The sequence below is a fragment of the Acinetobacter higginsii genome, assembly GCF_000369845.1.
Taxonomy (GTDB): domain Bacteria; phylum Pseudomonadota; class Gammaproteobacteria; order Pseudomonadales; family Moraxellaceae; genus Acinetobacter; species Acinetobacter higginsii.
This window is the reverse complement of the sequence record NZ_KB850211.1, coordinates 445,333-466,602: the sequence shown is the minus strand read 5'-3', so window position 1 is coordinate 466,602 and position 21,270 is coordinate 445,333. Positions and strand designations below refer to the sequence as shown.

The window sequence follows — 21,270 nt, the reverse complement described above, 5'->3', positions numbered from 1 at the left end:
TATGACCAGTAAAACCAGTTGCTAAAATTGGCACACTTCTCGCTTAGAACTGTTTAGAAACTTATTTATATATTTAGGATCTGAACGATGAATATTGCGATTGTAGGTGCAGGTATGGGCGGTTTGACTGCTGGTATCGCTTTAAAAAAATTTGGTCATCAGGTCACAATCTATGAACAAGCTGCCGAAATCTTACCTGTTGGGGCCGCTATTTCACTTTGGTCAAATGGGGTTAAGTGCCTCAATTATCTGGGCTTAACCGATCAAATTCAGGCGCTTGGTGGGCAAATGGAATCTTTGGCCTATGTAGATGGTCTGAGCCAACAAACCATGACTCAATTTAGCTTATCACCTTTATATAAAGAAGTCGGGCAACGGGCCTACCCTGTCGCCCGAGCCGATCTACAACAATTATTAATGCAGCAATTTGGTCTGGAAGATATCAGACTGGGCATGAAAATGATGGCGATTGAAAGCCATCAAGATGATGTCACCCTTCATTTTCAGGATGGCTCACAAATTAAAGCCGATTTACTGATTGGTGCAGATGGCACACATTCGCTTACCCGAAAATTTGTCCTCGGTTATCAGGTTGAACGTCGCTATGCAGGTTATGTGAATTGGAATGGTTTGGTTGATATTGATGAAGCCATTGCACCTGCCATGCAATGGACGACGTATATCGGTGAAGGTAAACGTGTCTCACTGATGCCTGTTGCCCAAAATCGTTTTTATTTTTTCTTTGATGTTCCGTTAGCGGCTGGGCTGGCCAATCAACGTGAACAATATAAGCAAGACCTGAAATCCCATTTCAGCGGCTGGTGTGAGCCTGTACAAAAACTGATTGGAGCTTTAGATGAGCAAAAAACCAATCGTGTCGAAATTCATGACATTGAACCGTTTATGGATTTTTATAAAGGACGTGTGGTGCTGCTCGGTGATGCAGCGCATAGCACCACCCCAGATATCGGACAAGGCGGCTGCCAAGCCATGGAAGATGCGATTTATCTTGCTCGTGCCTTGCAAATCAATACCTTTGGTTTAGAGGATGCATTGGCACGTTATCAAAATAAGCGCAATGATCGTACTAAAGAAATGGTACTTCGAGCACGTAAGCGTTGCGATATCACCCATATGAAAGATCCACAAGTGACTGAAGAATGGTATCAATCGCTGTATCAAGAACAAGGTTCACATATCATGCAAGGTATCATCAGTAATATTATCGGCAATCCACTGGATTAAATCCTTAAAGGGGGCACTTATCAGCCCCCTCCTTTTAATTTAAATCAACAGCTATTTATTATGCCGCCAATAAGGCTTTTGCTGCAGCACGATGCTTCATTTTCAGTTCCTCTAAATCAAGCCCCTGAATCTCACCATGTTTAACTTGCCACTGACCTGCAACCATCACATGTTCTGCTTTATCTGCACCGCACAAGAGTAAGGCTGCAATCGGGTCATGACTACCTGAGAATTTCAATTCATCGAGTTTATAACAGGCTAAATCGGCCTGATAATCAGGTGCAAATTGTCCTAAATGCTGCCCACGCCCTAATAGTTGCGCAGAATCATGGGTTCCCCAATGCAAGGCCAACTCAGGGGTAATCCTTTCGGCACCGTATTTTAAACGCTGTAAATACATGGCCTGACGAACTTCCAGAATTAAATTTGAAGCATCTCCAGACGCAGAACCATCAACCCCCAAACCGACCTTGGCACCTGCCTGCATTAAATCAAGAGTTGGACAAATCCCTGAGGCGAGGCGCATATTGGAATGGGGACAATGACAAATCCCTACACCCGCCTGCCCTAAACGCTGAATTTCATCCGCATTAAAATGAATACCATGTGCCAACCAAGTCCGTTCATTCAGCCAACCCACATGTTCTAAATAATCCACCGTACGCATACCAAACTTTTCCAGACAAAAGCTTTCCTCATCCAAGGTTTCGGCAAGGTGTGTATGCAATCGAACATCCAGTGTCTGGGCAAGTTGCGCGCTTTCTCGCATAATCTCCTGTGTGACCGAAAAGGGGGAGCATGGAGCCAAAGCAATATGACCATGCCATTATCCCCCCGTTGATGATATGTCTGCACCAAGCGTTCACTGTCCCTTAAAATGACCTCCATACTTTGCACAGTATGCTGTGGCGGTAAACCACCCTGTTCTTGTCCGAGACTCATCGAACCACGGGTTAACATCACCCGCATTCCCAATTGCTGTGCGGCATTGACTTGAATATCAATCGCATCGGTCAATTGTTGCGGGAATAAATAATGATGATCCGCAGCAAAGGTACAGCCCGATAACAACAACTCGGCCAAAGCCACTTGAGTCGCCACATGTAACTGTTCTGGATTTAGACGTGCCCATACCGGGTACAGATTAACCAACCATGGAAATAAAGGTAGATTAACCACAGGTGCCCAAGCCCGAGTCAAGGTTTGATAAAAATGATGGTGGCTATTCACCAACCCAGGAATCACCACCAAGTCATTGGCATCGAATATGTTATCACATGGCAGACTAGGCTGCTGGTCCTTTGCCAAAACCTCGATGATTTTATTATTTTCAATCACCAAGCCATTACTCGCATCGAGTTGATTCGCGGTATAAATTGCAAGTGGTTGTTTAATCCAGATTCTTGAACGGCTATTTAAGCTGGCCATCATTGTCATTGCCTCGTCCTTTAAAATTTGTAGCTCAGTGCAAAACGGTTTTGTAAAAAATTCTTGTCATAGCGCGGAGAAGTCTGAATCCCTGCAAAATTACTGACACTAAAACCTTTCAAAGCACCCGTGAAGTTATAAATGCCGAACAGCATGTATTCAGATTGGTTTCGACTGGCGACATTTTCAGCCTCTTTTAAATCCATAAATGAATAACGTGCTCCTGCAATCACTTGATCTGTCAGTTTGCCCTCCAAAGACACCATCAAGGCATTGCCCGCACCTAAATCTTGGGTACTGGTAAAAAAAGGTTGTGCAAAAATTTCACCAGACGAGGTCTGACTGGCATAAGGCATAAGCAGCGCACCATTTAGATAGCTGTTCTGATCGGGCTTAATATAGTTATAGGCCAGCTTCAAAGTGGCAGCGGGTAAAACTTTCAACGCAGCTTGGACACCCCAAACCTGACTATTGACCTCGCCTGCAAGTGCCTTGCCCTGATCCTTGCCAGACATATATTGCAGTGAAAACTCAGGAGCATAATTCAATTTTGGAAATGCCAGATCCGCTTGAGTATAGATCAAACGCAGATAATCATCATAATCCTGATACCACAGTTGTGTTTTCAGGGTCTTATCATCCGCTAGTGCAAAGCGTTTCCCAGCACCAATCGACCAAACTCCATCAGTTTCCAAGTTTGAATTTTGACGTGAGCTTTTGGTGAACTCATCTTCCGCATAACTTTTATATTTATTCACTTTGGTTAGGCGCAGAAAATTATTGTTATTCCCGATCTGTACATCCGCAGCTTGATATAAGAACATCAAAACACGGCGGTCCGCATAATCCCCCATAAACGGCAAATTGAGACGTTGATTCCCGACGGTCACCCGAGCCAAATCATTTTTCCATGTCAGATAAGCTTCTGCTAAACCATCACGATCTTCTTTTAATTCAGAGACTTCATCATTTTTGTTTTTTTCATCTAATCGGCGTTGAATATCATAGCCAATTCCTGCCTGCACTCCATAAAAAGGCGCTGTTTCATATTTGATATAGCCGCCAATCACCGTGGTATCTTGATTTAAATTATTCACAAAATAACCATTATTGAGTGAATAATACGTAGACTTGACCACACCATGCACGCTACCACAGGCAAATACAGCGGAAATCGATTCAATTGAATTGTCCTGAGGCTGACAATCTTGTTCCAGATTAAATAAAGCATTTAAGCTGGTATCGGCAGCCCATGCAGGTAGTGTTGTCCCCATAGCGACTGCGAAAGCAACCGATGTTAAGTGAATTTTTTGCATAGTTATCCCCTAGATATTTGATCTAAAATTGATTTAAAACGTTTAAAACTGACTTGCTGATACTTTAAAAATCGTGCTTTACACTTTTTAAAGCCACAACTCCCCCAGACCTATTCAAAATTGAATAAGCGACTTTTAACGATGTGCAGGTAAAAAGCAGGATTCAGTTTGAACATTCAAGCCTGAATCCGTGATGATCAATGCCCTGAATTTAAGGGCAAGCTTGCCACTTCCACTGATTTTTTAGTGAATGGAAGATGATTGAAAATGATGTTGAGTAGAATTGCTGTGATACAGGTCGAACTGATCCCAGAATGTAATAACATCTGCACAGAAACAGGGAATTGTGCATAAAACTCATGATTTACAATCGGAATCATGCCAATCGCCAATGAGGTCGCGACAATAATTAGGTTCTTATGCTCGTTATAATCCACTTTCGCTAAAGTGCGAATTCCACTGGCAGCGACCGTTCCAAACAGGACAATCCCCGCTCCGCCTAATACCGGCATCGGAATGGATGCGACTAAACGCCCCACAATCGGCAGCAAACCTAAAACAATCAGAATTCCTCCAGCAGTTGCCACTACGAATCGGCTCTTAATGCCAGTTATCGCAACCAGTCCAACATTCTGTGCAAATGCCGTTTGCATAAATGAGCCGAAGATCGGTGAGATTGCACTGGATAACATGTCAGCACGTAATCCATCTCCAATACGTTTGGAATCAACTTTGCTGCCTACGATTTCACCAATCGCAATAATATCTGCGGTGGTTTCCGTCATCACCACCAATGTCACAATCACCATGGAAAGAATGGCAGAAAACTCAAAGACAGGAGAACCGAAGTGGAAAAAGCTCGGCAAAGCAAAAATAGAGCCTGAACCCACATTAGAAAAATCAGTGAATCCTGCAAAATAAGCCAGTATTGTTCCCAACACAATGGCAATCAAAATCGCAAGCCGTCGCAAGATTTGACTGCGTAACATACTAAAAATAATCACAATCGCTAAGGTCATTAATGCCAAACCGACATTGGCTGGATCCCCCCAGTTTTCAGCTTTTGGGTTGCCGCCCATAATCCAGCGGATTGCCACAGGTGTCAGCGAAATACCGATCATGGTAATCACACAACCTGTTACCACGGGTGGGAAAAAACGAATGATTTTTGCGAAAAATGGGGTGAGCAATAGACCAATGATCGAAGCCACAATCACAGCACCAAACGCCGATGCCAAACCACCACCAGTGGTCACAATAGCAAGAATGGTGGCGACCCCTGCAAAAGATACACCCTGAACAATCGGCAGCTTCGCCCCAAAATGCTTGAAACCAACGGTTTGCAAAACTGTGGCAATTCCCCCAACAAATAATGCAGCCGCCACCAACAATCCAATTTCAGAGGCTTGCAAACCTGCCGCAGCGCTAATAATTAACGGTGGTGCAATGATGCCGCCATACATGGTTAAGACATGCTGCAAACCATAAATGAGGTTTTTGTTCATGCCTAAATACTGATGTTCTGCTGATCCGTGAGCCTCACGGTCTAAGTTGTCTTGCTGCATGGGTTAATTCCTCAAATTAAATTCATAATGTCCACATTGCTTGAGTTGGTTTAGCTGCCACGATAGGTTGAATATGAAAACGGACTGATTAATAACGGCACGTGATAGTGCTGTTGAATATCGGCTACCTTAAAATCAATACACACACGTGGATAAAAACTGTCGGTATTCAAAGCTTGAAAATAATCGGCAACTTCAAAAATTAATTGGTAATTGCTCTGCACAAATACATCGATGTTGAATGTTTTAATACGACCATCGGTATCGGTAACTTGTTGATCTAATAACACATAGCCTTGATCCACTTGCTGCAATAATTTCACCAGAACCTTTGACGCAGGCTGACCCAGTGATGCATTTAAAATATGTGTGCTGATACCCGTCATTATTGAATCTCCTGATTTAAACGAAGCAGTGCAATTTCCCCTAATTGCTGCTTCACTTCGGCTTGCTCTTGTTCTGCTGTGTTTTTGAGTCTGCGTTGCAGCTCAGACAGTATCTGTTGCCCTGAACGACCTGCTGCACGAATCAGATAGATATGCCCAAATTTGTGCTCATAATCTAAATTGCCCTGATAAAGTGCCAGTTGCAGCACGGCATCGGTTTGGATCTGCCCTTGTTCTTGCTGAGAAAACTGCTGCTCTTTTTCAGACAACACCGCTGCCGCTTTTTTCTCGCCTATACGTGGATGTTGCGCCAAGGCCGCAGAAATTTCGGGCCATTGCCAGGTTTGAGCTTGTGCAAGCGCAGTATGATAAAGCTGTTCTTTAGAGCTGTAAGGACGTTGCTGTAGCAATTCAGAAATCCAAGTTGGAATGTGTACACAACCTTGCAAGACCCGTTGGGCCTCACCTGAATCGAGCTGATTGAATGTTTCAAGTTGCATCGCTGCTCCAATTTAACGCATTGTCTGACTGGTCAGACCAGATATCATAAATTAAGCAATGAATATGCCAATTCTTGTGCTTAGACCACAAACATCATCAATAAGCTATAAGGTTCAGATTGAAATAAAAAAAACGGCAACCACAAGGGTCACCGTTTTTATCTTAAAAACTTAAAAGAACTTAGTTCAAGCTATATGCAATCACATAATCACCATGATCAGGCGATTGACGTGCACCGCCCGCGGTAATCAGCACATACTGCTTGCCATTTTTTGGAGACACATAGCTAATCGGTGTCGCTTGGCTGCCTACAGGTAAACGCGCTTTCCACAACTCTTTGCCCGAAGATGAATCCAATGCACGCAAGTAATAATCCTGAGTTGCAGCAAAGAATACCACCCCACCTTGAGTTGCCATTGGCCCACCAATGGTTGGCATTCCAATCGGTGCTTTAAGCCCCATTTTGATGCCCATCGGGCCCGTATCTTGCACGGTTCCCATTGGAACCTGCCAAGCAATTTGACGGGTTTTCATATCAATTGCGGTCATAGTGCCATACGGTGGTTTTTGGCATGGGATATTCAACTTTGACCAGAAACGATCTTTGTTGACTTTATAGGGTGTACCCTTCATCGGCACTGCACCCATCCCGGTATTGACTTTCTCTCCGCCATTGGCTTGAACAGCCAAGTCTTCTGGCGTTTGTTCAATCAATTGAATCCACAGTCCTAAACGCATGTCATTGACGAACATATATTGATGACTTGGATCAAAGGCAATGCTGCCCCAGTTCATGCCGCCCAAAGAACCCGGAAAACTTAAAGATTTATCGGTACCCGGAGCAGTAAATAAACCTTCATAACGCATCGATTTAAAGTTAATTCGGCACATCAACTGGTCAAATGGCGTTGCGCCCCACATATCTGATTCAGTTAAGGTTTGATTGCCAATCTGAGGCATTTCCACCGAACGTGGTTGAGTTGGGCTGTATTGCTCACCTTTGATATCGGCAGGCTTAACCGGCTGCTCAATCACTTTAGTGAGTGGTTGGCCTGTTACACGATCCAATACAAAGAACTGGCCTGATTTGGTTCCAATCACCACAGCAGGTTTATTGCTGCCATCTTGCATTGGGAAATCCACCAAGCTGGGTTGCATTGGCAAATCAAAATCCCAAAGGTCATTATGAACCGTTTGATAGACCCACTTTTCCTTACCTGTAGTTGCATCTAAAGCCAGAACAGAAGAATTATATTTATGGTCTAAAGGTTGACGATTACCGCCCCAGACATCGACAGATGAGCTGCCCATTGGCAAGAATACAGTGTTCATTTGTGGATCATAAGACATGGCTGCCCAAGAGTTGGCAGAACTGCGCTTATAGGTTTCGCCATCCTTCAACACATAGTTTGGATCTGGATTGCGTGGATCAAAGGCCCAACGTAATTCACCTGTAATGACATCGTATGCACGAATCACCCCACCCGGCATATCGGCAGCAAAGTTATCCGCGATACGACTGCCCACCACAATTACAGTCCCCGCAATAGTTGGCGCAGATGTCACCTCAAAACGTGGAGCAGTTGTACCCTCACCTAGACCTTTGAGTAGGTCTACTGTTCCCTCTACACCAAAATCTTTACAACGTTCACCTGTATCTGCATTGACTGCGATTAAGCGACCATCTGGTGTATTGGTATAAACACGGCGCAGACATGAGGTGTTGTTTGCCACCGCTTTTACAGGTGTCGCCCCCGCTAGAGTCGGTTGAACCAGTGCTTGCGTTGAATCAAAATAAGCAACACCACGACAACGCTCCCATGCATCCGACTTGGAATTGACTTCCGCCTTCCAAAGTTGTTTCCCCGAGTCCGCTTCCAACGCGAAAATGTTGTTATGCGGGGTACATAGGAAAATCTTATTGCCCACTTGTAACGGCGTCATTTGATCTTCTGCACCATTTCCCGAACCTGTGGTGAAATCACCCGTACGGAAACGCCAAACCTCTTTTAATTGATGTACATTGTCCCGTGTAATTTGATCCAATGCAGCAAAACGACTTCCACCTGCATCCTGACCATAATGCTGCCAGTTGCTCTGCTTCATATCGGTTTTTACTGGAACCAAAGGCAAGGCCTGCCCAGAGGCCGCAACCGTTGGATGTGGCTGGAACATCTGATAAAAACCGATTACCATGCCGATAACCGTCAATATTCCCAAACCATAAGCAGGTAAATCTGTACTCGGTTGAAATTGATAACGACGGATGGCAGGTAAAGTAAACATCAGCGCGGCGAATAAGCCTGCGGGGAACATCAGTCTTGAAAATAGAGGCCAGAATTCCCAACCTGCATCAATCAATGACCAGATGATCGTTCCTGCAAAAACCAGACTGAATAACCAGATACCCAGCGCTTTTTTCTTAAAAATAAAAACAGCAGAGATCAGCGTGAGTATACCTGAGATCAGGAAATACCATGATCCACCCAGCGTCGCGAGTTGAAACCCACCGACTGTAAAAAACAGGCCTGTAAGCAATAAAACCAACGCTAAAATAAAGCACCATATTTTGAGTATGGTATGTGAGCTTGAAGATTCAGACATCTGTCATACTCCTGTATTAGAAATTCACACGCATGCTCAGGCCTGCAACCCATGCATCATCCACTTCTTTAACACCCGCAGGTTGATGGATATATTGCAGGTTCGGTCTTAACATCACCGCAGGTGACCACTGATAGCTATAGTTCAATTCGACATTGAGCTCATCACGCTGGACAGGAACATAATCGACTGCAAACGCATCGTATTGCTGATAACCGCGAGTTTCATTGAGCGCAATTTGACGATCTTTATAACGATCATTGACGATATAATTGGCAATACCAAAACCAATTGAGTCATTTGGACGACCATCAAAAGGTCCTTTGTACCAAAGTGCCAGTTGCTGCGTACTGTTGACTGCTGTAGTGGCTTTATCATTCACCACCGCATTAAAACTGACATACAAACCACGTTTTGGATCGTCACCTTTCTGGCTGAGTTGTTGTTGTGCATTGAGCCAGAAACTATGTTTACCATTATGTACCTTGCCCACCATCGCAATATCATTGGCTTCGGCTGTTGAATAGAGTGCCCCGATTTTATATTCGCCTGATAAGTCATTGAAGGCAGCAAGGTTTGGTCGCCATGCCAGTTCGACAGGAATTGTTGCCCCTTTGACATGGTCCATATCCAAATTAAAACCATCACGATTACGATCAGTTTTAACATTGTCTGGATTGACCTCATAGACACCTACACCCAGTGTCCATTCAGGTGCGAATTGATATTTAACATTGGCGCCCCACAATCCAACCGGTAAGTTGTACCAAATTGAACCAATCGATTTTCCAAGCTGACCGCCACACAGTAACAGGTTCTGGAATTCGCATTGCGAGCCATTAAAATCTTCTGACATGCCCATACGGCCAATCTTGAACTGCACCGTGTTATCAACAAAGCCTTTTTTTACCCATGCCTGACTCAGGCGCCAGATTTTGCCGCGACCGTAGATTTCCTGTGAATTGCCGAGTGCACTAGAACGCGGATCTTTAATTCGATCCAAGGTTAAGGCATTACCATCACGTTTGGTGATTAAAAGGCTGGCACTGGTATCTTTCCAGCCTGCAATTTTCTCTAAATCGAAATTAGCACCTAGCGACAGTTGTGCCGCATTTTTAAAAGCATTGTCATCGTTATAGCCGCCATCCAGATTGGTCGCAGCTTGACTCATGATCGAGGCCGTAAATTTATAGCCTTCTTTTTCCAGTTGCTGACGCTGGCCATTCCAGTCACCGAGTAACCATTGGCGATCCTGTGACCATGGCTGATCGGCAAAACTAAATTGAGCAGCACATACCGCAACTGCCAGACAGTTCATTTTGAGCAATAATGCATTCGACTTCATATTCGGCCTCCTTGCCATTTATTTCAGTTTTACAGCTGAACTGAGTTCAGATGTCGCACCGACACGGTCAGTGATCGTTGCTGTCACTGAAGCCACTTGCGCTGTTGGTTTCCAAGTCAGCGTTGCGGTTCCTTGTGCATTGGTTGCAGCCACCGCTGAATCTAAATAAAGCTCTGCTTCATTTGAATGTGCTGATGAGTTGCCAAAAAACTCGACCTGATAACGTTGGTTCGGCTGGCCTTTGACTTCGACTGCAATTTGTCCTTTAGACAAGGTTAATTTTGGTGCCTGAATATTCTGGTTGGGCTGTGCATTACAGCCTTGCTCATCGGGTGTGTTGCAGGTTTTTTGCAAGTTAGCAGGATCAATCTTGACCCCATGACCGCGTGAACCAATGAAATGTGCATGCTCTAAACCCGGGATATCAAAGATAATCGCGCCGACGCGTTGATTCGGTACACAACTTCCACCCGCCTCACAACGTTTAACGTCTTTGCCATTATTCCAGATTAAGTTTTTGGTCAGGGTAATGTGTGCATTGGCATCTTTTTCAGAACGGATCGCGATTCCCACCCGGTTGCCATGTACTTTATTGCTGTCAAAAATATTGCCATCACCTGTCAGGTTAAAACCATTGGAGTTATTGGTCAGTTCGTTATAGGCAATATAATTGCGCTTGCCCCAGTTGATCTGTAAGCCATCTGAATAGTTTTCAAATTTGTTGCCGATGACGGCATTGTCATTACCCCACAGAATCTCAATCCCTTGGGATGGTTCAGGATTTGCTGCTGTAGAAATAAAATGGTTATTGGCTACCAAGTTAAATGCGGCACCACGAGTCAGCTCAAGACCATCGCCATTGTCCTGAAAATAGTTGTTCAATACTTTGTTGTTATTGGTGGTGGTCGCTGTTGGATTGCCCTTACCATCATCGCCTGTTAGCATCACCCCTGCACCACCATAGTTGTGCATAATGCGGTTGTTTTGGATCAGGTTATTGCTGGCACGGTTCATCAAGATCCCTATACAGAAATGGCGAATTTCCAAGCCTTGGATGGTGACCCCATTAATGTCATGTAATACGATGCCCGGCAAAGTTGTGGTACGAACATTGGTACCGAATTGTCCTTCGACTGCACCTGGGCAAGCTTCCACCCCTGTTCCCTTAATATAATTTGACCCATCGACCGCGATAAATTCACCTGTCTTTGCCCATTGCGTTCCGATAATTTTTACTGGTGCTTTGATCTCAGGCAATGGACTATTCACCTTAATGGCATAAGGGGCTTTGCCGACTGCCTGAATCAGAATCTCGCTGCTTTCTGTCGGCTTGCTATTGGCTTGTTGAATTTCCCAGCGCAAAGAACCTTTATCAGCATCATCCTGATAACGATCAACAATATAAGTTTCTGCTGCTGCCCAACCCGAAACTGCCATAGCGATGGCTAAAGTACTTAAACGTACATAAGTTGTTTTCATGTCTAAAAAATCCTTTTAAATTATTGTGTTGGTTGCACTGTTTTTAAAAACTGTTTCAGTTGAGTCACGTCAATCTGACCGGGTGCAGATGCTTCACCAATCATGCCAAAGCTAAAGCTCCCTCCCATGTTGGCGGTGGCAATCCGAGATATCGTCCCGAGTTTGCCCATCGACATAGTGAGTAATGGCTTTTTAGATTGCTGACTCACTTTCAATGTCGCATTCATGAGGGTAAATACGTCTTGTTTGTTTTGCGGCATCACTGCAATTTTAAGAATATCTGCCCCTAACTCATCCTGCTTGAGTAAGCGCTTGATGATTTCGGTCTCAGGTGGTGTTTTTTGAAAGTCATGATTCGACATCACAATCAGCACTTTTTTCGCATGCGCCAATTTGACTGTATTCTTCACAATTTGCTGATCACGGAACATTTCCACATCTAGCATGTCCATAAATGGCTGCTGTAAATACGCTTGATAGGTCTTGCCATAATCTGCATCGCTAATGGTTAATTGCCCGCCTTCATTATGGGTACGAATGGTGGCAATCATTGGCTTAGCGCCTAGAATCTGTTTTAGCTCTTGGCCCAAGGCAATCACTTGCTTGCTATCATTGGCAAAGTTCAGTAAATCAATCCGAAACTCCGCGAGATCTGCATCAGCATTCGCTGCAATCACTTTTGCCTGAGCAATTGCCTGCTCTTTGGTTTTGGCAGTAATGGGTACAATGGTTTTCACAGGCAGCTTTGCCAGTCCAGCTAACTCGACCTGCTTTTGCTGATGATCTTGCGCTTGTACGCTTTGAACCATCAATAAGGGGCTCAATGCAAAGATGAATGCTGCAATTTTTTTCCTATCCATGAAGATCTTCCTTTTTTAATATGTCCCTTTATAGATATGGAAACCAAAGAGTATGGTGTTTCAAACTCTTTAATAGGTTTTCCACATAAACACTTGTGTGATATCTGATACTCGGAGACGTCATCCGCAACTGTTTGAGTCAGGACCAAACCAATAAAATGCATTTTCTGCGATAGCATCGAGACGTGCTGGTCTTGAACGAGTTTTGCGGTGAGCAGCGATTTAGCTGCGCAAGATGGTTGCCCTTGCGTAGCTTCGCTCCTCATCCCGAAATACTTACGAAGCTTTAAACGCTTCTCAGGTCGAGCCGACGGCTTATCCTAAAATAAGATGAAAACTCAATAAGACTCCGCTATTAGCCATAACCCTTAAATATCAAAAAACACGGTTTCATCATCGCCCTGAATACGAATATCAAAGCGATAAACCACTTCACCATCCACTTCACTGCGTTTGGCGATTAAAGTCTGGCGACGTACCGCCCATTCAATGCTGTTTAAAACAGGATCATTGGCATTGGCATCCACTTCATCTTCAAAATAAATACGAGTATGCAAACCAATATTGATACCGCGGGCAAACACTGCGACAGCAATATGCGGTGCTTGAATTGAACCTTTACGCCCAGCAACAGCGCCCGGTTTTACCGTATTAAAGCTCCAGAAGCCTGTTTCAAAATTGGCTCCTGTACGGCCCCATCCAAGAAAATGTGGATCAGCTGTTTTGCCTTGAATGTCTGCCTGACTTGGATAAACACCATTGGCATCCGCCTGCCAGATTTCCAGCAATACATCTCTTAATGGCAAACCCAGCCCGTCAAAGACTTGACCTTCCAGACGAATCCGTTGTCCTTCAGTTTGCTCATTGACTAACTGGTTATCAAAGTTATGCTCAAATACTTCGATATTGGCTTGTTGCGGTAATAAGCCAATATGAACATAAGGACCACCCGTTTGTGATGGGGTTTCCTTCAATTCCTGAAAATTCCATGCATTCATCGTATGTCTCCCTTAAGTCAAATCATTTTCAAAATAAGTCGCACGACGACCACGAAGATGAATATCAAAGCGGTAACAACGGCTATCTGCTTCAATGAAATTGTTTTTATCTTCCAATGCAATCAAGGCACGACGCTGATCTTCAGATGGAATGGTTTTTAAAATCGGGCAAGTATCAATCAAGGTATCGCCTTCAAAATAGAACTGCGAAATCAGACGCTGCGCCCAACCATCTGCGATTAAGGAGAAATGAATATGCGCTGGACGCCATTCATTAATGCGGTTACGCCACGGATACGGACCTGGCTTGATGGTACGGAAAATATAAAAACCATTTTCATCGGTTAAGGTACGACCACAACCACCAAAATTTGGGTCCATGGCACCAATAAATTTGTCATTTGGATGACGATAACGACCAGATGCATTGGCCTGCCACACTTCTAATAAGGCATTTTTCACAGGACGACCAAACTGATCACGCACATAACCATGCACAATGATACGTTCACCCACAGGTAGACCTTCTTTGGCATAGTTCAGGATCAGGTCATTATCTTTAGGACCAAAAATACTCGGTGAAAAATGCGGTGAAGTGACTTCAGTCAAGGTTTCATTAATTGAGATCAATGCATTCTTGGGCGAGCGTAATACACTGGTCTTATAACCGGGTGTATATGCTGGCGGATGATCATCAGTATTACGTTGTGGGTATGCACCTAATGTATGCTTTAACATGCCTGTCTCCTTAATCCTGTGGTTGGGCTGCAACGGGCTGCACGTCGATGCCAAGTTCTTTAAAAACTTCTTCGGCCATATGCATCGCCGCATTGGCTGCTGGCAAACCTGCATATAAAGAACTATGCAAAATCAGTTCTTTTAGTTCGTCCTTGGTGACACCATTGTTGAAGCAAGCACGTAAATGCATTCTGAGTTCATCTTCTCGCCCCAAAGCCAATAAAATGGCAATCGTGACCAAACTACGGGTATGACGTGGCAAGCCTTCACGTGACCACACTTCACCCCAAGCAAAACGACTAATAAAGTTCTGGAAATCCTGATTGAAATCATTGAGGTTCGCTAAAGAGCGGCCGACATGTTTTTCACCCAACACTTCGGTACGGACTCTCAGTCCTTGTTGATAACGTTGTTCATCATTCATGAACGTTGCTCCTCATCTTGAAAATATGAGCCTTAGGTTGCATCGGTATGAGCAACTAGCGATTTAACAAAAATTGCGATGGCCGCTGCCGTAGCAGGAATCATCAATAAACTGAGAATGGCGGTAAACGACCAGTCATTGCCCAATAACACGGCACCAATCCACGCACCGAACACGGCACCAAAACGGCCGATCCCTGTCATCCACGCGATACCAGTTGCACGACATTGGGTTGGATAGAAACGCGCACTTAAGGCTGGCATAGACGATTGCGCACCGTTAATGGCAATCCCTGCACAGAGCACCAACACAGCCAATAACGTTGGATTGCTCAAGCTTTGCCCAACAGCAACTGCAAATAAACCTGCAATAAAATAGAAGCCCGAAATAATGCGATTTGGATTAAAACGATCCATTGCCCAACCAATGAACAAGGCACTGAGTACACCACCGAATTGGAACAATCCGCCGATAAATGCAGCACGCTCCATGGTTGCGCCCGTTTCACGCATCAAGGTTGGTAACCAACTGGTCAGCAAATAAATCACCACCAAACCCATAAAATAGGTCGACCACAATAAAACCGTGCCTTTGGCATATTGTTTGGAGAACAGCATGCCAAACACATTTTTCTTTTCTGCAACAGCAGACTGTTCTTCTGGAATATGAAAATGCTCAGCTGTTTGAACTTTTTCAGGTGCAATATGGCTTAAAATTTTACGGACTTTTGCAGGGTCTTGACCTTTCACGATCAGGAAGCGATAAGACTCAGGTAATAAGAAAATCACCAACACCATCAAAATTAATGGTGTCCATCCACCCAATAAAAACAGACTATGCCAACCATAAGTCGGAATCAGCCAGCTGCTGATAAAACCACCTGTAGCCATACCTAAGTTGTAGCCACAGAACATACAAGTCACCAATAAAGAACGACTCCGCTGCGGGCAATATTCAGAAAACAAGGTGGTCGCATTTGGCATCGCCGCGCCTAAACCAATACCCGTTAAAAAGCGCAATACCACCAGACTATTTAGGTCCGGTGCATATGCTGAAGCCAAGGTAAAACCACCAAAGATCAACATGGAGATGGTTAAAACAATTTTTCGTCCAAACCGATCCGCTGTTGGTCCTGAAACCAGTGCACCAATGATCATGCCACCGAGTGCAGCACTCATTACTGGCCCAAGTTGAGAGCGATCAATGCCCCAATCCTGTGCTAAAGCAGGTGCAATAAAACCCATTGCGGCAGTATCGATTCCATCAACAAACACAATCAGAAAACAAATAATTGCGATCATCCATTGATACTTGCTCACAGGTGCCTCATTAATCAGTGCCTGTGCATCCATACTGTTTTTTTGGGCAGCAAATTCCTGTGCCATAGTTGCCTCCTTGTAGGCGAATTCCTTTCTAACCCTTATGGTTATATGTTTTGAATAAACTTGGACAATGTCTGATTGAACACTTGTGGCTGTTCAATATTGGATAGATGCGACGCTGCCAAGATTTCAAGCTGACTGGTTGCAATGAGTTGATGCATAAACTCTGCATCTTGAACCGTTGTGACAGGATCGTATTGCCCTGCAATAATTAACGTTGGAATCTGAATTTGATGCAGTTGATCTCGAACATCTGCATCCGCTAAAGCACGACATGCATTGGCATAACCTTGTGCAGGTGTCACTGCAAGACTTTGAATGGTCTTTTGCGCTAAAACATCATGCGCATAATCAAAATGTTCACTAAACCAACGTGTATGCGTGGTCTTTACAATTTCAGCTAAACCGTTTTGCTCAACACTATCTGCACGAGTATTCCACGCTTCGGCAGTACCAATTTTTGCAGCTGAATTTGCGACGCTAATACTGTGGAAACGTTCGGCATGATAGATCGCTAAAGCCAATGCGGTAATCCCGCCCATTGAAATGCCACAGAAATGAACTTTTTCAATGGCTAAGGCATCTAGAATATCGACCACATCTTCAACTAGATTTTGCAATGTACTATTGGCAATGACTGCGCTTGCACCATGTCCACGTGTGTCATAGCTAATAATTTGATAATGATCAGCCAAAGCTGCAACTTGTGCCTGCCACATACCGTGGTCGGTTCCCAAAGAGTTGGAGAACATGATGACTGGCGCATCTTTTAGACCTTGCACTTGAACTGCAAGTGGATGTCCTTGACGATTATTAATATGCGTGATCATGTGCTTACTCCCCTTTTGCTGCTTGTAGCACGGCATCAATTTGCGCCTGAATATTTCCGAGGTAAGTTGCTGGCTGGAACAGCTCATCCAAAGCCTGATCATTAAAATGTGTGTTGACTTCATCCATCGCTGACAAGATGATTTTTAAATGCTGCTGTTGAGCAACTGCTTGCTGACATGCTTGCTCAACCAGATGATGTGCATTCATACGGCCAATTTTAGATGCAAGTGCCATCATCACCGCTTCGGCCATGATCAAACCCTGCGTACATTCAAGATTGCGTTGCATCGCCTCTGCATTGACTTGCATATGCTCAAGCACATCGCAGCTGCGTTCTAAAGCACCTGCACATAACTGGAAAATTTCTGGGATTGCCAACCATTCTGCATGCCAAGCCCCTAAAGCTCTCTCATGTTCTTGCACCATGCTTTGATAGACACTTGCCATTAAAGCGGGTACACGATTAGCTGCGGCAAGAATTGAAGCTGCTGCTACAGGATTACGCTTATGTGGCATGGTTGATGAACCACCACGCCCTTCTGCTGTGGGTTCAAAAACTTCTGCGATTTCGGTTTGCATCAGCAATGACCAGTCTTTTGCCATCTTGCCAACATTTCCAACAATCAAAGCAAGCATACTGGCAAGTTCAACCATACGGTCGCGTTCACCATGCCATGTACATTCTGGAACGGTTAAATTGAGTTGAGCTGCAAAAGCTTCGACCACCGCTGAACCTTGATCTTGTAAAGATGCCAGTGAACCAACTGCACCACCGAGTTGTGCAGTCAATACGCGAGTTTTCATTGTCTGTAAGCGATCAAGATCACGTTTCAAAGCTGCTGCCCAGCGTGCAAATTTATGCCCCAAAGTAATCGGCAAAGCTTGCTGTAACCAAGTCCGTCCAATCATGACTTGATGGCGATATTGCTGCGCTTGCTTTAAGGAAATTTGATATGCCTGTTGCAATTGCTTTTCGATCAAAGCCAAGGCATCACGACACTGCAAAATCGTTGCCGTATCAATAATATCCTGACTGGTTGCGCCCCAATGCACATAGCGTGAAGCGTCTTCATCATGCTGTTTCACCAAAGCAGTGAATTGTTTGACCAATGGAATCGCAACATTACCTGCCAGCCCTACTGCTGTTGCCAGTGCATGCAAATCGATTTGTGCTACAGCATTTTGACCCACCTGTTCAATGATATTTGCGGCAGAATCAGGAATCACTTTGACCTGTGCCTGAGCTTTGGCTAAAGCCATTTCGGCTTGAATCATATAGCTCAATAAAGCTTGGTCACTAAAAATGGTCGTGACTTCAGGCTGATAAAATAAGCTGGCGTATAACTGGCTCATAGCAGACCTCACTCAACACGTTGAATAATCAAGGCGATGCCTTGACCAACACCAATGCACATCGAACACAAGGCATACTGACCTTTGATCTGTTCAAGTTGATTCAACGCCGTTGTCACCAAACGCGCACCTGAAGCACCCAGTGGATGACCCAAGGCAATTGCACCACCATTCGGGTTGATTCGTGCATCGTCATCACTCAAACCTAAATCACGAGTTACCGCTAAAGCTTGTGCTGCAAAGGCTTCGTTCAACTCAATTACATCCATCTGCGCTAGAGAAAGATTGGCTTGTTTCAGTAATTTTTTGATTGCAGGCGCAGGTGCAAAACCCATAATCCGTGGTTCAACACCGACCGTCGTCGCCGCAATGATTTTGGCACGTGGCTTGAGCTGGTATTTTTCTACCGCTTCATCAGAAGCGATCAACAATGCTGCTGCACCATCGTTAATTCCAGAAGCATTACCTGCCGTGACCGTACCATCCGCTTTGACCACACCTTTGAGTTTACTCAGTGCATCTAAAGTCGTTGAGGCACGTGGATGCTCATCGGTATCCACCACAAGTGCATCACCCTTACGCTGTGGAATGCTGACAGGCACAATTTCATTTTTAAAGAAGCCATTGGCTTGCGCCGTTGCCGTACGTTGTTGGCTGTTAAGTGCAAACTGGTCTTGATCGGCACGGTTAATCTTAAATTGTTCCGCCACGTTTTCAGCCGTTTGTGGCATGGTATCTACACCATACATTTCTTTCAGTTTTGGATTGATAAAACGCCAGCCCATGGTGGTGTCTTCAATCTTTTGACTACGCCCGAATGCACTATCCGATTTACCCATTACATAAGGCGCACGGCTCATGCTTTCGACACCACCCGCAATAATTAGGTCAGCCTCATTGGCTTTAATCGCCCGTGCCGCCATCGCAATTGCATCCAGAGAAGAACCACATAAACGGTTCACTGTGGTGGCAGGCACTTGATAAGGTAAGCCTGCCAATAATGCTGACATACGTCCAACGTTACGGTTATCTTCACCTGCTTGGTTGGCACAGCCATAGATCAGATCATCGACTTGCTGCCAATCCACGCTGGGATTACGTTGCATCAAGGCTTGAATTGGAACTGCCCCCAGATCGTCAGCACGTACAGGTGCAAGGCCGCCTGCATAGCGACCGAATGGGGTACGGATGGCATCAATGATATATGCGTTTTTCATGTGTTTTTCCTTAAAAATCTCCCCTAACCCCTCTTTACAAAGAGGGGAACTCCTCCCTTTTAAAAAGGGTGAGGAACGATTAAAGTTCCGCAAGGGAGGGATTCATTATCCTTGAGTCGCATCAATCAACTGAGCACCTGTCAAAGCCTGCAACTCCTCAAAGCTCAGACCCTCCACTTTCTCAATCACTTTTAAACCTTCAGCAGTCACATCAATCACACACAGGTCGGTATAAATACGATCAACACATTTCAAGCCTGTTGCAGGATATGAAAGCGCTTCAACAATCTTCGGTTCACCTTGCTTGGTGTTGTGATCGGTGGTGATAAATACTTTCTTCGCACCGACAGCCAAATCCATTGCACCACCCACTGCAGGAATCGCATCTGCTGCACCGGTATGCCAGTTGGCCAGATCGCCATTGGCTGCCACTTGGAAAGCACCGAGTACCGCAATATCTAAATGCCCACCACGCATCATGGCAAAGGAATCACCGTGATGGAAAAAGCTACCACCCGTCAGCATGGTCACATATTCTTTACCTGCATTGATCAGTTCAGGATCTTCTTCACCTTTGGCAGGCGGTGGACCGAATGCCAGCAAGCCATTTTCAGAATGCAGAAATACATCTTTGTCTGCTGGAAGATAATTGGAAATTTTGGTTGGTAGGCCAATGCCTAAATTGACATAAGCACCATCGGGAATATCTTGCGCCACACGCTCAGCAATCTGGTCACGGCTTAGTTTTTGATAGCTCATTGTTCTGCTCCTGTACCATTGGCTACATCGACAGCGACCACATGCTGGACAAAAATCCCAGGAGTAATGATGTGTTCAGGATCAAGCTGACCGAGTTCGACCAGCTCAGAGACTTGAGCAATGGTGATGTCCGCCGCCATCGCCATGATTGGGCCAAAGTTACGCGCAGATTTGTTATAGACCAGATTGCCCCAGCGATCGCCTTGATGGGCTTTGATTAAGGCAAAGTCGGCTTTGATTGGATACTCAAGCACGTAGTCTTTACCATCGATATGACGGGTTTCTTTACCTTCAGCCAATAAAGTACCAAAGCCAGTTGGGGTAAATACTGCACCGAGGCCCATCCCCGCAGCTTGAATACGGCACGCCAGATTACCTTGTGGTACCAGTTCCAGTTCGATCTTGCCAGCACGATACAGTTCATCGAAGACCCATGAATCAGACTGACGTGGGAAAGAACAGATGATTTTACGTACTGCACCAGTTTTAAGCAGTTTGGCCAAGCCATAATCACCATTACCGGCATTGTTATTGACGATGACCAGATCCTTGATGCCAAGTTCGATCAGTCCATCAATCAGTTCAGCGGGTTGTCCTGCGGTGCCAAAGCCACCGATCATGATGGTTGCACCATCCTTGATCTGTGACAGTGCCTCAGTCAATGTGAGCGTACTTTTATCAATCATCTACCTACTTCCTGTACGATGCATCACTCGTATTTTCATCCTGAAAACCGATGAAATTAAGCCGAGTGCTTTGTTCGGATTTCTTCTATTCATTCTTGATAAATTCTGCGCTCACTTCTAGACGTTGAAGTGCATTTTGTTCGATGATTATTT

18 protein-coding genes and 1 pseudogene are annotated in these 21,270 nt (G+C 44.8%); 1 reads left to right on the top strand and 18 read right to left on the bottom strand.

Annotated elements, in window-relative coordinates; genetic code table 11:
* Positions 1 to 87 precede the first annotated feature (87 nt).
* Positions 88 to 1,245, top strand: a complete 1,158-nt coding sequence (gene hpxO / locus F885_RS17715) for an FAD-dependent urate hydroxylase HpxO (RefSeq protein WP_005312944.1) — start codon at positions 88 to 90, stop codon at positions 1,243 to 1,245.
* 58 nt (positions 1,246 to 1,303) lie between these two features.
* Here hpxO and F885_RS0120025 read toward each other — a convergent pair.
* The 18 genes and pseudogenes from F885_RS0120025 to F885_RS17800 all read right to left on the bottom strand — a co-directional run bounded on the left by F885_RS0120025 (position 1,304) and on the right by F885_RS17800 (position 21,117).
* A pseudogene (locus F885_RS0120025) lies at positions 1,304 to 2,676 on the bottom strand (8-oxoguanine deaminase).
* A gap of 17 nt (positions 2,677 to 2,693) precedes the next feature.
* Positions 2,694 to 3,989: an OprD family outer membrane porin gene (locus F885_RS17720; protein ID WP_005312936.1), complete on the bottom strand. Its 1,296-nt coding sequence runs from the start codon at positions 3,987 to 3,989 to the stop codon at positions 2,694 to 2,696.
* 197 nt (positions 3,990 to 4,186) lie between these two features.
* Positions 4,187 to 5,554 carry a nucleobase:cation symporter-2 family protein gene (locus F885_RS17725; protein ID WP_005312934.1) on the bottom strand — a complete coding sequence of 456 codons (1,368 nt, stop codon included), beginning with the start codon at positions 5,552 to 5,554 and terminating at the stop codon, positions 4,187 to 4,189.
* Positions 5,555 to 5,604: 50 nt separating this feature from the next.
* Positions 5,605 to 5,940: a hydroxyisourate hydrolase gene (gene uraH, locus F885_RS17730; protein ID WP_005312931.1), complete on the bottom strand. Its 336-nt coding sequence runs from the start codon at positions 5,938 to 5,940 to the stop codon at positions 5,605 to 5,607.
* Positions 5,940 to 6,440: a 2-oxo-4-hydroxy-4-carboxy-5-ureidoimidazoline decarboxylase gene (gene uraD / locus F885_RS17735; RefSeq protein ID WP_005312928.1), complete on the bottom strand. Its 501-nt coding sequence runs from the start codon at positions 6,438 to 6,440 to the stop codon at positions 5,940 to 5,942. The genes uraH and uraD overlap by 1 nt, the downstream gene beginning before the upstream one ends.
* A gap of 181 nt (positions 6,441 to 6,621) precedes the next feature.
* Entirely contained in the window at positions 6,622 to 9,045 is a 2,424-nt protein-coding gene (locus tag F885_RS17740) for a glucose/quinate/shikimate family membrane-bound PQQ-dependent dehydrogenase (protein WP_005312925.1), read from the bottom strand.
* A gap of 16 nt (positions 9,046 to 9,061) precedes the next feature.
* Positions 9,062 to 10,390 carry a carbohydrate porin gene (locus F885_RS17745; RefSeq protein ID WP_005312921.1) on the bottom strand — a complete coding sequence of 443 codons (1,329 nt, stop codon included), beginning with the start codon at positions 10,388 to 10,390 and terminating at the stop codon, positions 9,062 to 9,064.
* An 18-nt stretch (positions 10,391 to 10,408) separates the two neighbouring features.
* A complete protein-coding gene (locus F885_RS17750; RefSeq protein WP_005312918.1) occupies positions 10,409 to 11,869 on the bottom strand; it encodes a right-handed parallel beta-helix repeat-containing protein in 1,461 nt (486 codons plus the stop codon).
* A 20-nt stretch (positions 11,870 to 11,889) separates the two neighbouring features.
* Positions 11,890 to 12,678: a type I 3-dehydroquinate dehydratase gene (aroD, locus tag F885_RS17755; RefSeq protein WP_407636623.1), complete on the bottom strand. Its 789-nt coding sequence runs from the start codon at positions 12,676 to 12,678 to the stop codon at positions 11,890 to 11,892.
* 419 nt (positions 12,679 to 13,097) lie between these two features.
* Positions 13,098 to 13,727, bottom strand: coding sequence for a protocatechuate 3,4-dioxygenase subunit alpha (gene pcaG / locus F885_RS17760; protein WP_005312913.1), 630 nt, complete (start codon positions 13,725 to 13,727; stop codon positions 13,098 to 13,100).
* Between the two features lie 12 nt (positions 13,728 to 13,739).
* Positions 13,740 to 14,465, bottom strand: a complete 726-nt coding sequence (gene pcaH / locus F885_RS17765) for a protocatechuate 3,4-dioxygenase subunit beta (protein ID WP_004806145.1) — start codon at positions 14,463 to 14,465, stop codon at positions 13,740 to 13,742.
* Positions 14,466 to 14,475: 10 nt separating this feature from the next.
* Complete coding sequence (gene pcaC / locus F885_RS17770) at positions 14,476 to 14,889, bottom strand: 4-carboxymuconolactone decarboxylase (protein WP_005312910.1); 414 nt, start codon at positions 14,887 to 14,889, stop codon at positions 14,476 to 14,478.
* 32 nt (positions 14,890 to 14,921) lie between these two features.
* A complete protein-coding gene (locus F885_RS17775; protein WP_005312906.1) occupies positions 14,922 to 16,274 on the bottom strand; it encodes a 4-hydroxybenzoate transporter PcaK in 1,353 nt (450 codons plus the stop codon).
* Between the two features lie 41 nt (positions 16,275 to 16,315).
* The gene (gene pcaD, locus F885_RS17780) at positions 16,316 to 17,101 is read right to left on the bottom strand and encodes a 3-oxoadipate enol-lactonase (protein WP_005213076.1); all 786 of its coding nucleotides are present in this window, start codon (positions 17,099 to 17,101) and stop codon (positions 16,316 to 16,318) included.
* Between the two features lie 4 nt (positions 17,102 to 17,105).
* Complete coding sequence (locus tag F885_RS17785) at positions 17,106 to 18,455, bottom strand: 3-carboxy-cis,cis-muconate cycloisomerase (protein WP_005312904.1); 1,350 nt, start codon at positions 18,453 to 18,455, stop codon at positions 17,106 to 17,108.
* 8 nt (positions 18,456 to 18,463) lie between these two features.
* Positions 18,464 to 19,672 (bottom strand): 3-oxoadipyl-CoA thiolase, encoded by a 1,209-nt coding sequence (gene pcaF, locus F885_RS17790; RefSeq protein WP_005312902.1) that lies wholly within the window; start codon positions 19,670 to 19,672, stop codon positions 18,464 to 18,466.
* A 105-nt stretch (positions 19,673 to 19,777) separates the two neighbouring features.
* A complete protein-coding gene (locus F885_RS17795; protein ID WP_005312900.1) occupies positions 19,778 to 20,431 on the bottom strand; it encodes a 3-oxoacid CoA-transferase subunit B in 654 nt (217 codons plus the stop codon).
* Positions 20,428 to 21,117 (bottom strand): 3-oxoacid CoA-transferase subunit A, encoded by a 690-nt coding sequence (locus tag F885_RS17800; RefSeq protein ID WP_005312898.1) that lies wholly within the window; start codon positions 21,115 to 21,117, stop codon positions 20,428 to 20,430. Before F885_RS17800 ends, F885_RS17795 begins: the two co-directional genes overlap by 4 nt.
* Between the last annotated feature and the right edge of the window lie 153 nt (positions 21,118 to 21,270).

Excerpts from the sequence above, each read along its gene's own strand:
- hpxO (WP_005312944.1), top strand. The coding sequence starts at position 88 with ATGAATATTGCGATTGTAGGTGCAGGTATGGGCGGTTTGACTGCTGGT.
- F885_RS17720 (WP_005312936.1), bottom strand. The coding sequence starts at position 3,989 with ATGCAAAAAATTCACTTAACATCGGTTGCTTTCGCAGTCGCTATGGGG.
- F885_RS17725 (WP_005312934.1), bottom strand. The coding sequence starts at position 5,554 with ATGCAGCAAGACAACTTAGACCGTGAGGCTCACGGATCAGCAGAACAT.
- uraH (WP_005312931.1), bottom strand. The coding sequence starts at position 5,940 with ATGACGGGTATCAGCACACATATTTTAAATGCATCACTGGGTCAGCCT.
- uraD (WP_005312928.1), bottom strand. The coding sequence starts at position 6,440 with ATGCAACTTGAAACATTCAATCAGCTCGATTCAGGTGAGGCCCAACGG.
- F885_RS17740 (WP_005312925.1), bottom strand. The coding sequence starts at position 9,045 with ATGTCTGAATCTTCAAGCTCACATACCATACTCAAAATATGGTGCTTT.
- F885_RS17745 (WP_005312921.1), bottom strand. The coding sequence starts at position 10,390 with ATGAAGTCGAATGCATTATTGCTCAAAATGAACTGTCTGGCAGTTGCG.
- F885_RS17750 (WP_005312918.1), bottom strand. The coding sequence starts at position 11,869 with ATGAAAACAACTTATGTACGTTTAAGTACTTTAGCCATCGCTATGGCA.
- aroD (WP_407636623.1), bottom strand. The coding sequence starts at position 12,678 with ATGGTTCAAAGCGTACAAGCGCAAGATCATCAGCAAAAGCAGGTCGAG.
- pcaG (WP_005312913.1), bottom strand. The coding sequence starts at position 13,727 with ATGAATGCATGGAATTTTCAGGAATTGAAGGAAACCCCATCACAAACG.
- pcaH (WP_004806145.1), bottom strand. The coding sequence starts at position 14,465 with ATGTTAAAGCATACATTAGGTGCATACCCACAACGTAATACTGATGAT.
- pcaC (WP_005312910.1), bottom strand. The coding sequence starts at position 14,889 with ATGAATGATGAACAACGTTATCAACAAGGACTGAGAGTCCGTACCGAA.
- F885_RS17775 (WP_005312906.1), bottom strand. The coding sequence starts at position 16,274 with ATGGCACAGGAATTTGCTGCCCAAAAAAACAGTATGGATGCACAGGCA.
- pcaD (WP_005213076.1), bottom strand. The coding sequence starts at position 17,101 with ATGATCACGCATATTAATAATCGTCAAGGACATCCACTTGCAGTTCAA.
- F885_RS17785 (WP_005312904.1), bottom strand. The coding sequence starts at position 18,455 with ATGAGCCAGTTATACGCCAGCTTATTTTATCAGCCTGAAGTCACGACC.
- pcaF (WP_005312902.1), bottom strand. The coding sequence starts at position 19,672 with ATGAAAAACGCATATATCATTGATGCCATCCGTACCCCATTCGGTCGC.
- F885_RS17795 (WP_005312900.1), bottom strand. The coding sequence starts at position 20,431 with ATGAGCTATCAAAAACTAAGCCGTGACCAGATTGCTGAGCGTGTGGCG.
- F885_RS17800 (WP_005312898.1), bottom strand. The coding sequence starts at position 21,117 with ATGATTGATAAAAGTACGCTCACATTGACTGAGGCACTGTCACAGATC.